At 60.9% G+C, this 12570-nt stretch carries 16 protein-coding genes; 9 read left to right on the plus strand and 7 right to left on the minus strand.

Features of this window, described 5'->3' with window-relative positions; genetic code table 11:
* The first annotated feature begins 138 nt into the window (after positions 1-138).
* The 5 genes from RRH01S_RS23470 to RRH01S_RS23485 all read left to right on the plus strand — a co-directional run bounded on the left by RRH01S_RS23470 (position 139) and on the right by RRH01S_RS23485 (position 2704).
* Positions 139-435 carry a DUF2934 domain-containing protein gene (locus tag RRH01S_RS23470; RefSeq protein WP_015917806.1) on the plus strand — a complete coding sequence of 99 codons (297 nt, stop codon included), beginning with the start codon at positions 139-141 and terminating at the stop codon, positions 433-435.
* A 265-nt stretch (positions 436-700) separates the two neighbouring features.
* Complete coding sequence (locus tag RRH01S_RS34495; RefSeq protein ID WP_153510385.1) at positions 701-871, plus strand: hypothetical protein; 171 nt, start codon at positions 701-703, stop codon at positions 869-871.
* Positions 872-931: 60 nt separating this feature from the next.
* Entirely contained in the window at positions 932-1246 is a 315-nt protein-coding gene (locus RRH01S_RS23475; protein WP_042474366.1) for a hypothetical protein, read from the plus strand.
* Between the two features lie 148 nt (positions 1247-1394).
* On the plus strand, positions 1395-2132 hold the full coding sequence (locus tag RRH01S_RS23480) for a glutathione S-transferase (RefSeq protein WP_034516032.1): 738 nt from the start codon (positions 1395-1397) through the stop codon (positions 2130-2132).
* Positions 2129-2704 (plus strand): methyltransferase family protein, encoded by a 576-nt coding sequence (locus RRH01S_RS23485; RefSeq protein ID WP_034516031.1) that lies wholly within the window; start codon positions 2129-2131, stop codon positions 2702-2704. Before RRH01S_RS23480 ends, RRH01S_RS23485 begins: the two co-directional genes overlap by 4 nt.
* Positions 2705-2710: 6 nt before the next feature.
* On the opposite strand, the gene ligD is transcribed toward RRH01S_RS23485, so the two are convergent.
* The 5 genes from ligD to RRH01S_RS23510 all read right to left on the minus strand — a co-directional run bounded on the left by ligD (position 2711) and on the right by RRH01S_RS23510 (position 7236).
* The gene (gene ligD, locus RRH01S_RS23490) at positions 2711-3604 is read right to left on the minus strand and encodes a non-homologous end-joining DNA ligase (protein WP_034516768.1); all 894 of its coding nucleotides are present in this window, start codon (positions 3602-3604) and stop codon (positions 2711-2713) included.
* Positions 3605-3678: 74 nt separating this feature from the next.
* Positions 3679-4473, minus strand: coding sequence for an SDR family NAD(P)-dependent oxidoreductase (locus tag RRH01S_RS23495; protein WP_034516030.1), 795 nt, complete (start codon positions 4471-4473; stop codon positions 3679-3681).
* Between the two features lie 153 nt (positions 4474-4626).
* Positions 4627-5832 carry a 3-oxoadipyl-CoA thiolase gene (gene pcaF / locus RRH01S_RS23500; RefSeq protein ID WP_042474368.1) on the minus strand — a complete coding sequence of 402 codons (1206 nt, stop codon included), beginning with the start codon at positions 5830-5832 and terminating at the stop codon, positions 4627-4629.
* A gap of 10 nt (positions 5833-5842) precedes the next feature.
* Positions 5843-6532 carry a 3-oxoacid CoA-transferase subunit B gene (locus RRH01S_RS23505; protein ID WP_042474370.1) on the minus strand — a complete coding sequence of 230 codons (690 nt, stop codon included), beginning with the start codon at positions 6530-6532 and terminating at the stop codon, positions 5843-5845.
* Positions 6529-7236, minus strand: coding sequence for a 3-oxoacid CoA-transferase subunit A (locus RRH01S_RS23510; RefSeq protein ID WP_034516027.1), 708 nt, complete (start codon positions 7234-7236; stop codon positions 6529-6531). Before RRH01S_RS23510 ends, RRH01S_RS23505 begins: the two co-directional genes overlap by 4 nt.
* A 152-nt stretch (positions 7237-7388) precedes the next feature.
* Between RRH01S_RS23510 and RRH01S_RS23515 the strand changes: the two genes are divergently transcribed.
* The gene (locus RRH01S_RS23515) at positions 7389-8144 is read left to right on the plus strand and encodes an IclR family transcriptional regulator domain-containing protein (protein WP_034516026.1); all 756 of its coding nucleotides are present in this window, start codon (positions 7389-7391) and stop codon (positions 8142-8144) included.
* A 6-nt stretch (positions 8145-8150) separates the two neighbouring features.
* Here the strand turns inward: RRH01S_RS23515 and RRH01S_RS23520 are convergent, their stop codons facing one another.
* Complete coding sequence (locus RRH01S_RS23520; protein ID WP_034516025.1) at positions 8151-9038, minus strand: helix-turn-helix domain-containing protein; 888 nt, start codon at positions 9036-9038, stop codon at positions 8151-8153.
* Positions 9039-9151: 113 nt separating this feature from the next.
* Here RRH01S_RS23520 and pobA point away from each other — a divergent pair, with 113 nt between their 5' ends.
* Entirely contained in the window at positions 9152-10324 is a 1173-nt protein-coding gene (gene pobA, locus RRH01S_RS23525; protein ID WP_034516765.1) for a 4-hydroxybenzoate 3-monooxygenase, read from the plus strand.
* A 6-nt stretch (positions 10325-10330) separates the two neighbouring features.
* Here the strand turns inward: pobA and pcaQ are convergent, their stop codons facing one another.
* Positions 10331-11257, minus strand: coding sequence for a pca operon transcription factor PcaQ (pcaQ, locus tag RRH01S_RS23530; RefSeq protein WP_042474374.1), 927 nt, complete (start codon positions 11255-11257; stop codon positions 10331-10333).
* 93 nt (positions 11258-11350) lie between these two features.
* Between pcaQ and pcaD the strand changes: the two genes are divergently transcribed.
* The gene (gene pcaD, locus RRH01S_RS23535; protein ID WP_034516023.1) at positions 11351-12163 is read left to right on the plus strand and encodes a 3-oxoadipate enol-lactonase; all 813 of its coding nucleotides are present in this window, start codon (positions 11351-11353) and stop codon (positions 12161-12163) included.
* A complete protein-coding gene (gene pcaC / locus RRH01S_RS23540) occupies positions 12156-12560 on the plus strand; it encodes a 4-carboxymuconolactone decarboxylase (protein WP_015917817.1) in 405 nt (134 codons plus the stop codon). The genes pcaD and pcaC overlap by 8 nt, the downstream gene beginning before the upstream one ends.
* The last annotated feature ends 10 nt before the right edge of the window (positions 12561-12570 follow it).

Here is a 12570-nt window from a genome sequence, read left to right on the forward strand (position 1 = left end):
GGAGTCGAGACTCGAGGAATTTCTCCATGGCTCGTCGGAGCCAGCGTTTCGGGTGCTCGGGGGAGGCATGCAAGCCCGCGTTTCAAGAACGGGTATTTTTCATCAACCAATGTTCAATGATGCGAACGGAGATCGGCAATGTTGGAATCGCGGGATGAATGGATCGAGAAACGTGCCTACGCCATATGGGAGGCCGAGGGTTACCCTTCCGGCCGTGATGCGGTTCACTGGGAGCAGGCAAGCCAGGAGCGCATCGCTCTTGAGAAAAGCACCGGCAAGGACAAGAAGAGCACCGCCAAGCCCAAGGCGAAGATCGACGTCAAGCCCAAGGCAACGCCTAAGGTGAAGGCTACCGTGGCAGCAGCGACCAGCGACGTCGCCGCCAAGGCCGCGCCGAAACGGGTATCGAAAAAAGTCGTTGAAGCGAAGGTTTGAAGCGCGTTTTGCTTTTGATGATCAATCAATGAAATGAACGGCCCGGCATCAAGCACCGGGCCGTTTGCTTGACGCTCCCAACCATCGAAATTCGCAGCAATTTCCGCCGATTGCCCACTAGGCACAAACAGGTGTCACATATCGATGCTATCAGGCGACGAGGGAGCTTCGCCATGAACGATAGGTGTGTGAATGACATGGGACATCGCTGTTCCGACTGTTGTCGCGGCAGCTTGCCATGTCATGGTCGCGCCGATGTGACGCCATGACATCTCTTCTCGTTCTCGCAATCCTCTATCTTCTGGCCGCACTTGTGGTGATCATCATCATCGACCGGTCCGTCGGCATCATGTTTCCTGCATCAGGCAAGGAAAGGCGTGTAGCCAATCGCCGGCCGCTTCCGGATGTGCCGAAGCAATCACCTGCATCTCACTAAGATCGGAACTTTTTCCATGACGACGGGTTGGTCTCCTCATCTGCAAAGAGGAGAAAGACCATGCCAAGAGGAGATAAATCCGCTTACACCGACAAGCAGAAGCGCAAGGCCAAGCACATCGAGGAAAGCTACGAAAGCCGCGGCGTTTCCGAGGAAGAGGCCGAACGCCGCGCCTGGGCGACCGTCAACGAGGAAAGCGGCGGCGGCAAGAAATCCGGCTCCGGCCGGGGCCATCCTGAAAACCATACATCGTCCGAGAAAGGTGGTCGGATCGGCGGAAAAGCCTCCGCGAGCCGCTCCGCAGCTGAACGTTCGGCATCCGCGAAGAAAGCGGCCGCTACCCGCAAGCGCAATGAGCAACAGGCACATCATTAGCCCGGCATTTGCGGAAAGGAGCCATACGGCTCGATCCAAGAAGAAATGGTCGCAGGTCCAGCCCCTTCCGTTCCGCCACGCCGATGCTAAGCTTCCATGACGATTGTGCGGGAACAGCAGGCGGTGCTAGAGACGGGAGGAACTTCGAATGGCTTATGAGCTCTACTACTGGGATGGCATTCAGGGCCGTGGCGAATTCGTGCGTCTGGCGCTCGAGGAGGCTGGCGCCGATTACATCGACGTCAGCCGTGGTCCGGCGAGCGAGGGCCAGGGCATGCGTGCGATGTTTGCCGAGATGGAGAGCAAGTCGAAAGCGCATATTCCGCTCGCCCCACCCTTTCTGAAGGATGGCGATCTCGTCATCTCGCATGTCGCCAATATCCTGATGTATCTGGGTCCCAAACTCGGCCTTGCGCCGGAGGATCAAGGCCATCGCCATGTGGTCAACGGCCTGCAATTGACGATCACCGATCTCGTCGCTGAGGTACACGACACGCACCACCCGATCGCCACCTCGAAATATTACGAGGAGCAGAAGGAGGAAGCCAAGGCCCGCGCCGCCGAGTTTCTCGACAATCGCATGCCGAAATTCCTCGGCTATTTCGAGCGCGTCCTGGAGCAGAATCCGAAGGGGCCAATACACATATTCGGCAACCGGCTCACCTATGTCGATCTATCATTGTTCCAGGTGTTCGAAGGGCTGCGCTATGCCTTCCCACGCGCAACTGCGCATCTGAGCGACGAGTATCCGCATCTGGCTGCTTTGCGCGAGACCGTTGCAAAACGACCGAACATTGCCCGATACCTCGCATCCGAGCGCCGCATTCCCTTCAACGAAGATGATATCTTCCGGCATTATCCCGAGCTGGACAGGAGCGCGGCATGAGCGAAGCACGGTTACTCGCGCTCTTCTTTCCGGCCTGCTGGAGCATCTGGGGATTGATCTGGGCTGCCGCAGCGTTCAGCGTCAAGAAGACGACGCGGAGCGAGGATCCATTGTCGCGGTTTTCGAACACCGCCCCGATCTGGATATGCGGCCTTCTGCTGCTGGTGCCCCCAGCCCGGCTTGGCCCACTCTCGTTCCAGATCGTTCCGCAGAATCTGATCTATTATGGCATTGGCGCGGTGCTAATGGTCGTCGGCCTAAGCTTTGCCGTCTGGGCGCGCTATCACATCGGCCGCAACTGGAGCGGTGTGATCACCGTCAAGGAGGATCATGCGCTGATCCGCACCGGCCCTTATGCCATCGTCCGTCATCCCATCTATTCCGGCCTGCTGCTCGCCATCATCGGTTCGGCGCTCGCGCGTGGCGATGTCGCCGCCTTGCTGGCGATCGCCTTCATGCTCTACGCCGTCCTGCGCCGCGTCAGCATCGAGGAACGCTGGATGAGCGAGACATTCGGTCAGGCCTATGTGGACTACAAGGCCACGACGCCAGCGCTCGTGCCGTTCGTGTAATAGAGGCTAGCCGTTCAGAGGCTTCGCGGCTTCGAAAAAATCGGCCCATGGATCGGCGAAGCGATCGTTCAGCTGCGAAGCCGCATTCTTGACGGTGAAGGAAGCCGGGCCGATCTTCCCGGTCAATTCTTCCCAGGCAAGCGGCATCGAAATCGCCGCTCCCGGCCTCGCGCGGGCCGAATAGGGCGCGACAGCGGTATTGCCGCGGCCGTTGCGCAGGTAGTCGATGAAGATGTGGCCGGCCCGTTTCGTTTTCGCGGCAACCGAAAGATATTCTTCCGGGCTGTCGGCGCTCATACCATGGGCGATCGCTTCAGCTGCGGCCTTGACATCCGGCCAGGTTGCTTTTGGCTTGAGCGGAGCGACCACATGCAATCCCTTGCCGCCCGACGTCTTGACGAAGGAGGCAAGCCCCATCTCCTCAAACCGCGCCTTTATGTCCTGCGCACCGGCGATAACCGCGCTCCAGACGACATCATCGCCGGGGTCGAGGTCCATGATGATCATATCGGGCTTTTCCCAATGAGCCGTCGTCGTGCCCCAGGGATGGATTTCCAGCGCGGCGGATTGGACGAGCGCGGCAAGCCCATCGAAATCTCGGATCCTGAGCAGTTTCTCGCCGTCCTTGTCCTCGGGATCAGCAATTTCCTCGATATGCGGATTGATACCTTTCCAGGCATGCTTCTGGAAAAAACGAGGGCCTTTTATGCCATCGGGGCAGCGCAGCAGCGCCAGAGGCCGATCGACGACGAAAGGTGCCATGCGCGACCAGGCAAGCGCGTAGTAGTCGACAAGATCCTGTTTGCTGACGCCGTCATCCGGCCAATAGATCCGCTCCGGATGCGTCAGCTGCACGGAAGTCTTCGCAAGGTCCTGTGCGGGCGTCTTTGCCATCCGCATACACTCCATCATCGGTGCTGCGCCGGGCATAGGTTACCATTGCCCGGTGCAAGAAGTCGATTGGCGGCTGCACCTCACGGCATCAGTTGGCCACCATTCACCTCGATCACCTGACCGGTGATGTAGCCGGAAAGGGTTGGCGAAGCGAGGAAGAGGTAGGCGCCGACGCAATCTTCCGACGTGCCGACAAAGCCCATGGGAATGGTCTTGCGCTGCAATTCCATCTGCTCGTCATTGGTATAGCGCTCGTGGAACGGCGTCGCGATAACGCCCGGCGCCACGGCATTGACGCGGATCTTGTCACCGACGAATTCCTTGGCAAGGCCATGGGTGATGGTCGAGACGAAGCCCTTGGAGGCGGCGTAGAGGATCGCACCGTTGCCGCCGCCATTGCGGGCGGCGATCGAGGTGGTGTTGATGATAAAGCCGCCCTGCTTCTTCAAGTGCGGGTGCGCGGCCCGGGTCGCGGCGAGCACCGAGCGGGCGTTGAGATTCATCACGCGCTCATAATGTGCATCGGTCATCTCGGAGGTTGGGACACGGCCAAGCATGCCGCCGGCATTGTTGATCAGACCGTCGAGACCACCGAAAGCTTCTGCCGTTTCGTTGACCACGCGCTCGGTCTCGCCGTCCTGCGAAACGTCACCCTGGACCAGATGCACCTTCCCGTCAGCGGCGGTGATCTCTGCGGCGAGCTTTTCGGCCAGCTCGCGGCTGGCGTTGAAGTGGATACCGACATTCATGCCCTGCTGGGCAAACGCGCGCGCCAAGGCCGCGCCGATGCCGGTCGAGGCGCCGGTGATCAGCACCCGCTTGCCCGCGAGGTCGGGAATACGAATGTATGCGAGGGATTGCGCGAGTTCTGTCATGACGGCTCCTCCTGAAAGTCGACAACAAATCATACGATGAAATCGCGACTGTAATATCAGGCGGAAGCGCGGCGCGGCAATGCGCGAGAGACAAACAAAAGCGGGCCGCCCGGAACATTCCGCGCGGCCTGCCGTCAATTCATCGTGAGGGGATCAGACCCGCTCGAGTGCAATGGCGATACCCTGGCCGACACCGATGCACATGGTCGACAGCGAGTAGCGCCCACCGACTTCCTTCAATTCCAGCGCTGCCGTGCCGGCGATACGGGCGCCTGACATGCCGAGCGGATGGCCGAGCGCGATGGCCCCGCCGTTGCGGTTGACGCGGGCATCGTCGCCGGCAATGCCGAGTTCACGCAGAACGGCAAGGCCCTGCGAGGCGAAGGCCTCGTTTAGTTCGATGACGTCGAACTGTTCCTGGCGCATGCCAAGCCGTGCCATCAGCTTGCGCGACGCCGGAACTGGGCCGATGCCCATGACGCGCGGCGGCACGCCGGCGACAGCGCCGCCGAGGATGCGGGCAATCGGCGTCAGGCCATATTTCTTCACTGCCGCTTCCGAAGCAATGATCAGCGCCGCAGCGCCGTCGTTGACGCCGGAAGCATTGCCGGCGGTGACCGTGCCGCCTTCCTTCTTGAACGGCGTACCGAGCTTGGCCAAAGTCTCGATCGTCGTGGCGCGCGGATGCTCGTCCTTGCCGACGACGATGGCATCGCCCTTGCGCTGAGGAATGGTGACCGGGGTGATCTCCTTGGCGAGACGGCCGCTTTCCTGTGCGGCAGCGGCCTTGGCCTGCGAGTGGACGGCAAAGGCGTCCTGGTCTTCGCGGCTGACCTTATAGTCCTCCGCAACATTCTCGCCGGTTTCCGGCATGGAATCGACGCCATATTGCTTTTTCATCAGCGGATTAATGAAGCGCCAGCCGATAGTGGTGTCGTAGATCTCGGCGTTGCGCGAAAAGGCGCTGTCCGCCTTGGGGATGACGAGGGGCGCCCGCGACATGCTCTCGACGCCACCGGCGATCATCAGTTCGGCTTCGCCCGCGCGAATGGCTCGCGCGGCAGCAACGGCGGCGTCCATGCCCGAGCCGCAGAGGCGGTTGATCGTCGTACCCGAAACCGAGACCGGCAAGCCGGCGAGCAGCGCCGACATGCGCGCGACGTTTCTATTGTCCTCGCCCGCCTGGTTGGCGCAGCCATAAATCACGTCATCGACGGCTTCCCAATCGACGGAACCGTTGCGCTCGATGAGTGCCTTCAAGGGCACAGCACCGAGATCGTCGGCGCGAACGGAAGAGAGCGAACCGCCGAAGCGGCCAATGGGGGTGCGGATATAGTCGCAGATGAAGGCTTCGGTCATGGTCTTTTCCTTAGAGCGCCGGCACGACGAGGTCGGCGACGGAACCATTCGTATGGAGCGGTGCGCCGGTCATCGCCTGCAGCTCGTCCATGGTCATGACAGCCAGCTTTTCACGCACGACGAAACGTCCATTGGCGATATCGATGACGGCATGGCTCGTATAGACGCGGGTGATGCAGCCGACGCCGGTCAGTGGGAAAGTGCAGGCCTCCACCAGTTTCGGCTTGCCGTCCTTCGTCACATGCTCGGTGATGACGAAAACCTGCTTGGCGCCATGCACCAGGTCCATGGCGCCACCAACGGCAGGCACGCCCTTGGAGCCGACGCGCCAGTTGGCAAGGTCACCGTTCTGCGCCACCTGATAGGCACCGAGGATCGCCACATCGAGATGGCCACCACGCACCATGGCAAAGCTATCGGCGTGGTGGAAAAAGGCAGCGCCGGGCTTCAGCGTGACGGCCTTCTTGCCGGCGTTGATCAGGTCCCAATCCTCCTCACCCTCTGCCGGCGGCTCGCCGAAATCGAGGATGCCGTTTTCCGTGTGAAAGATTGCCTGGCGTCCGGCGGGCTGGTAGCGGGCGACCATTTCCGGGAAGCCGATGCCGAGATTCACATAGGCACCGTCTTCAATGTCCTGAGCCGCGCGCCAGGCGATCTGGGCGTTGGAGAGCTTGATGTCGTCGCGTGTGTCGATGGTCATGCGTATACCACTCCGGCCCGAATGAGACTTTCTTCCTGTTGTGGATCGGCGACTTCCACGACGCCGTTGACGAAGATGCCTGGGGTGACGATGTGCTCGGGATCGAGCTCGCCGAGGGCGACAATTTTCGAGACCTGCGCGATCGTCCTGGCTGCGGCCATGCACATCAGCGGATTAAAATTGCGGCCGGCCTTGTTGTAGATGAGGTTGCCATGCACATCGCCGAGTTGGGCTTTGACAATGGCAAAATCGGCCTTGAGCCAACGCTCCTGAACATAGTTGCGGCCGTCGAATTCGGCTATGACCTTGCCGTTTGCGAGCTCGGTGCCATAGGCGGTTGGCGTGTAAAAGGCCGGGATTCCGGCGCCGCCGGCGCGGATGCGCTCGGCCAGAGTCCCCTGGGGCACCAGTTCCAGCTCGATTTCGCCCGCCAGATAGCGGTCCGTGAAGGCGCGTGGATCGGACGAGCGTGGGAAAGAGCAGATCATCTTGCGGACCATGCCCGCATCGATCATCGCCGCGATGCCGATGCGCCCATTGCCGGCATTGTTGTTGATGACAGTCAGGTTCTTCGGGCCCTTGTCGATCAGCGCATGAATGAGTTCGATCGGCGCGCCGGAGCCGCCGAAGCCGCCGATCATGATGGTCGCGCCATCGCCGATATCCGAGACGGCGGCTGCCGTGCTCGCAATTGTCTTGTCCATGCGGAAACTCCCGTTTGCCATTGCGGGCGGATAAAGACGGCCCGTCCTCTCCCTTCGAAATAGATCAGCGCAGGCTGGACGGCAATTAATTTGCGCGTTATTTGATTTTTGTTCATATATCGCACAAATTGAAGGCAAATTTGGAGAGCATCATGCGGGAAACCGACTTTGTCAGCGGCTTTGCCAGGGGCCTGAAGGTGATCGAGGCTTTCGGCGAGACCCAGCAGCGCCTGTCGATCGCCGAGGCGTCGAAGCTGACCGGCCTCGACCGCGCCACGGTGCGCCGCTCGTTGCTGACGCTGGCGGAGCTCGGCTATGCCGACTATGATGGCAAATTCTTTACGCTGACGCCGAAGATCCTGCGGCTCGGCCATGCCTATCTCGCCGCCACGCCGCTGCCGACGATCATCCAGCCCTATCTCGATCAACTTGCGGAACAGGCCGGGCACAATGCCTCGGCCTCGGTGCTTGATGGTACCGAGGTAGTCTATATCGCCCGCGCCTCGCAGCGTCGGGTGATGTCGATCAACCTCACCCCCGGCAGCCGCCTGCCCGCCTTCTGCGCCTCCATGGGCCGCGTGCTGCTCGCCGCCCTGCCGGAGAGCGAGGCGCGCGCCGTTCTGGCCCGGACGGACCTCAAGGCAAATACGCCGAATACAAAGACGGACCCGGAGGAGCTGATAGCCGAGTTTCGCCGCGTGCGGGCTGAAGGCTACGCCGTCATCGACCAGGAACTGGAAATCGGACTCTGCTCCATCGCCGTCCCGGTGGAGAACGATCGCGGCCAGACGGTAGCAGCCATCAACATCGGCGCCCCAGCCGCCTATGTCGCCGCCGCCGAAATGGCCGAGCGGTTTCTGCCGCTATTGCGGGAGACGCAAAAGGCGTTGCGACTGGTTTTGCGCTGATCGACGCTACATCCCCAGCCTTGCGCGCTCGGCAATGCGCCAGGCGCGTGGCGTCTCCCCGGTCTGCTTCAGGAAAAAACGCGAGAAATAGGCGGGATCGGCAAAACCCAGGCGATAGCCGATTTCCTGCACCGAACCGAAGGTGAAGACCAGTTCGCGCTTGGCCTCATCGATCAGTTTGCGGGCGATCAGTTCGTGGATGGCTTGACCTGTCTTTCCGCGCACGATGCGGTTCAAATGGGTCGGCGAGATGCCGAGGGCTTCGGCGTAAAAGGCCGCCGGCTTGTGGGAGCGGAAATGGCGCTGGATCAGGCCGTATAACACTTCCATCCGCCGCTCGCTTTCGTCGGAAGCGCCCTGTCCTTCGCCCTCCTGCTGAGAAAGGCGGGCGGTCAGGAGCAGCGCCGATGTCAGATAGGCTTCGAGCAGATCGTTGCGGCCACCACGCCGGTTGGCGAATTCGCCACCTAACCGTCTCAACGTTCCGGCAACGTAGGCCGCGTCCTCGTTCTCAACGTCGAGCCGTGTCAGGTGCGGCTTGGCCAGCCATTCGCCGAGCCGGCTGCGGTCACCGGGTGAGGTCTTGAGGTGCGAGATCAGCACGGTGATGACGAAGCCGTCTATATCTCGGGAAAAGCGGAAGCCGTGATTGAGGCGTGGTGGCACGGTGATGACGGCGGGCGGCATGATCGCGTGGCTTTCGCCGTCGAAGACCGCGTCGCCCGAGCCGGCGTCTATGTACAAGATCTGAAAGAAACTCTCGTGGCGGTGCGGCCGGATTTCCCAATGATGCAGACTGCTACGCGAGGGTATGGTTTCGCAATGCAGCCAGAAATCAGGCTTCCGGCCGGTATTTTCACCATAGAGCTCATAGGTTGGCACAGGCCTCGACATGGCCCTCTCCCTCCGCCATGTTCGATTTGTGCAATTTCTCGGGTGAAATGTCCATTGTTACCGCCCTCTCCGCCGCGCAGAATTCGACAAAAGACGAAGCGCGGGAGGAGACCATGCGTACTCAGGTTGCCATTATCGGCTCAGGCCCTTCCGGCCTCTTGCTCGGCCAATTGCTGACCGAAGCCGGCATCGACAACGTCATTCTCGATCGCGTCGGCAAAGACTATATCCTCGGCCGAGTGCGCGCCGGCGTGCTGGAGGAAGGCACGGTCTGGCTGATGGACAAGGCACAGTCCGCAACGCGCCTGCACGCCGAAGGCCTGCCGCATCACGGCTTTTCGCTGGCTTTCGACGGCCGCGATCACCGCATCGACCTTCACGGCCTGACCGGCGGTAAGCGCGTGATGATCTATGGCCAGACAGAGCTGACCCGTGATCTGATGGCGCGTCGCAAGCAAAGCGGTGGCCTGACGATCTATGACGCCGCCAATGTTTGCCCGCATGAATTCGACGGCGCCGCACCCTATCTCACCTACGAAAAAGATGGCGTCGCACACCGTATCGATTGCGATTTCATCGCCGGCTGCGACGGCTTTCATGGCGTCAGCCGGAAATCGGTTCCGAAAAAGGCGATCCGCTGCTTCGAGAAGGTCTATCCCTTCGGCTGGCTCGGCCTGCTTGCCGACGCCCCGCCCGTCAATCATGAATTGATCTATGCCAACCATCCGCGCGGCTTTGCGCTCTGCTCGATGCGGTCGATGACGCGCAGCCGTTATTACATCCAATGCCCGCTGGATGAGAAGATAGAGAACTGGAGCGACGACCGCTTCTGGGACGAGCTGCGCCGCCGCCTGCCGGCTCACCATGCCGAGGCCCTGATCACCGCACCCTCGTTCGAGAAATCGATCGCGCCGCTGCGCTCCTTCGTCGCCGAACCGATGCGCTTCGGCCGCCTATTCCTCGTGGGCGATGCCGCCCATATCGTGCCGCCCACGGGAGCAAAGGGGCTGAATCTCGCGGCGAGCGATGTGCACTATCTCTTCTCAGGCTTGGCGGAGCATTATCATGATCGCTCCAACGCCGGCCTGGGCGCCTATTCCGCCCATGCACTTGCCCGCGTCTGGAAGGCGGTGCGCTTTTCCTGGTGGATGACGACGATGATGCATCGCTTCCCCGACACCGGCGATTTCGATCAGAAGATTCAGGAGGCGGAACTCGATTATCTGACCCATTCGCGCGCCGCCTCGACAGCTCTTGCCGAAAATTATGTCGGTCTTCCGTTCTGAATCAACCTAAGGCTTCTTCGCCACTTTGTCGGCCGCCTCGCGGATCGTTTGCATCAGGATCGACAACGGCATGCTTGGAATGGCGTCTGTACGCATGGTGAGCCCAACCGGCCCCCTCGTCTCGCTGGTGTCGATCGGCAGCAGGCTGAGCAGACCATCCTCGACGTCGCCGGCGACGACGCCGGTCGAAATGATCCAGACGGCATCGCTGGAGCGCACGAAGGCGCGACCGAAGGAATCCGATACCGTCTCGATCTGGTTCGGCAGGCTGGCAACACCGTTGGAGATCAGAAAACTCTCGACGAAGGGACGGATGATCGAGCCGCGAGGGGGCATCAGGATCGTGTATTTGCCGAGATTGAAAAACAGCGATTGCCTGGCCTTCAGCAGCGGATGCCCTGTCCGCACAGCAAAGACGACCTGTTCGGAGTAAAGATGCTCGAAGGAAAAACCCGCCATCTTGTCTGGGCTGCTCAGGCGTCCGACGACGAGATCGAGATCGCCGACGCGGAGCTGCTCGAGAAGCACGGCATTCTCACCGGTGACGATCTTAATGCGGCTCCAGGTTTCTTCCTTCAGGAACAGTTCCATCGCCCGCGGCATGATCCGCGTCGAGACGGTCGGAAGCGCGCCGATCCGGATCGGCGGCGCCTCGCCGGATCGTTCCTGCGAAACCGAATCGAGGCCTTGCCTCAGCGCTGTCAGCGCAGCGCCCGCATGGCGCAGGAAGACTTCGCCGTAGCGGGTGATCTTGATCCCGCGCCCGTCGCGCTCGAACACCGCGACGCCCAGCGCCTCCTCCAATTCGCGGATGGTCTTTGTCACCGCCGGCTGGCTGACATGCAGGAGGCCAGCCGCCTTGACCACGCTTTTCTGCCGCGCGACCTCGACAAAAGTCTGGAGATGGCGGAATTTGACGCGCGTGTCGATCATGACTTTAATAACCTTTTGGTTATTGGAAAGCCATAAAATATCATTTTACTTAACCAGATTAAACCTACAATCTCGCTATCGAGGAGATTTCCAGTGCAGTTCGCCCGTATCAACGACGTCACGATCCATTATCAGATCATCGGTGCTGCCGGTGACAAGCCGGTGCTTGTCTTTGCCAATTCGCTTGGCACGGATTTCCGCATCTGGCGCGACGTGATCGTCAGGCTCGCCGGCGATTTCGCTATCGTGCTCTACGACAAGCGTGGCCATGGCCTCTCCGATATCGGCCAGGTGCCTTATGCGATCGAGGATCACGCCACCGATCTCGCCGGGCTGCTTGATCTGCTCAACGTCAAGAACGCCATCATTTGCGGCCTCTCCGTCGGCGGGCTGATCGCGCAGTCGCTCTACCAGAGACGGCCGGATCTGGTGCGCGCGCTCATCCTTTGCGACACCGCCCACAAGATCGGCACTGCCGATAGCTGGAATAGCCGCATCGCACAGGTAGAAGCTCACGGCATTGAATCGATCGTCGACGCGGTGATGGAGCGCTGGTTCACGCCGGCTTTCCGCCGCCCGGAAAACACGGCCTTCGCCGGCTACTCCAACATGCTGACCCGTCAGCCGGCGGCGGGCTATGCAGCGACTTGCGCCGCGCTGCGCAACGCCGATTTTACCGAGGCAGCGAAGAAGATCGCGGTGCCGACCATCTGCATCGTCGGCGATCAGGACGGCTCGACACCGCCGGAACTGGTGCTGTCGACCGCCAAGCTCATTCCGAACGCACGTTATGAAGTGATCAAGGATGCAGGCCATATCCCCTGCGTCGAACAACCCGAGGCACTGACCGCCGTCATTCGCGCTTTCGTCGATTTCACCTTGCATGGAGAAAAGGCTTATGAATGAACCCAACGCCCCGTCTGAGCGCTATCGCCAGGGCATGGCGACGCGACGCGCCGTTCTCGGCGACAGCCATGTCGACCGCGCCCAGTCAGCATCGACGGAGTTCGACCAGCCTTTCCAGGAGTTGATCACCGAAGCGGCGTGGGGTCATGTCTGGTCGCGTCCGACGCTCAGCAAGCGCGAGCGCTCGATTGTCACGATCGCGCTTCTGGCGGCACTCGGCCAGGATGACGAAGTGGCGATGCATGTCCGCGCGACGATCAATACCGGCGCGACACGCGACGATGTCCGCGAGGCGCTGTTGCATGTAGCAATCTATGCCGGCGTGCCGGCCGCCAATCACGCGATCAAGATCGCCAAGCAGGTTTTCGAACAGATGGACGCCGAGAAGGCGGCCTGAAGCGAGGCAA

It is taken from the genome of Rhizobium rhizogenes NBRC 13257, from assembly GCF_000696095.1.
GTDB lineage: Bacteria > Pseudomonadota > Alphaproteobacteria > Rhizobiales > Rhizobiaceae > Rhizobium > Rhizobium rhizogenes.

Bases quoted from the DNA above. Each gene is read 5' to 3' on its own strand.
- ligD (WP_034516768.1), bottom strand. From the start codon at position 3,604: ATGCGGATGGCAAAGACGCCCGCACAGGACCTTGCGAAGACTTCCGTG.
- RRH01S_RS23480 (WP_034516032.1), top strand. From the start codon at position 1,395: ATGGCTTATGAGCTCTACTACTGGGATGGCATTCAGGGCCGTGGCGAA.
- pcaQ (WP_042474374.1), bottom strand. From the start codon at position 11,257: ATGATCGACACGCGCGTCAAATTCCGCCATCTCCAGACTTTTGTCGAG.
- RRH01S_RS23520 (WP_034516025.1), bottom strand. From the start codon at position 9,038: ATGTCGAGGCCTGTGCCAACCTATGAGCTCTATGGTGAAAATACCGGC.
- RRH01S_RS23510 (WP_034516027.1), bottom strand. From the start codon at position 7,236: ATGGACAAGACAATTGCGAGCACGGCAGCCGCCGTCTCGGATATCGGC.
- RRH01S_RS23515 (WP_034516026.1), top strand. From the start codon at position 7,389: ATGCGGGAAACCGACTTTGTCAGCGGCTTTGCCAGGGGCCTGAAGGTG.
- RRH01S_RS23495 (WP_034516030.1), bottom strand. From the start codon at position 4,473: ATGACAGAACTCGCGCAATCCCTCGCATACATTCGTATTCCCGACCTC.
- pcaC (WP_015917817.1), top strand. From the start codon at position 12,156: ATGAATGAACCCAACGCCCCGTCTGAGCGCTATCGCCAGGGCATGGCG.
- pcaF (WP_042474368.1), bottom strand. From the start codon at position 5,832: ATGACCGAAGCCTTCATCTGCGACTATATCCGCACCCCCATTGGCCGC.
- RRH01S_RS23485 (WP_034516031.1), top strand. From the start codon at position 2,129: ATGAGCGAAGCACGGTTACTCGCGCTCTTCTTTCCGGCCTGCTGGAGC.
- RRH01S_RS23505 (WP_042474370.1), bottom strand. From the start codon at position 6,532: ATGACCATCGACACACGCGACGACATCAAGCTCTCCAACGCCCAGATC.
- RRH01S_RS23470 (WP_015917806.1), top strand. From the start codon at position 139: ATGTTGGAATCGCGGGATGAATGGATCGAGAAACGTGCCTACGCCATA.
- RRH01S_RS34495 (WP_153510385.1), top strand. From the start codon at position 701: ATGACATCTCTTCTCGTTCTCGCAATCCTCTATCTTCTGGCCGCACTT.
- pobA (WP_034516765.1), top strand. From the start codon at position 9,152: ATGCGTACTCAGGTTGCCATTATCGGCTCAGGCCCTTCCGGCCTCTTG.
- RRH01S_RS23475 (WP_042474366.1), top strand. From the start codon at position 932: ATGCCAAGAGGAGATAAATCCGCTTACACCGACAAGCAGAAGCGCAAG.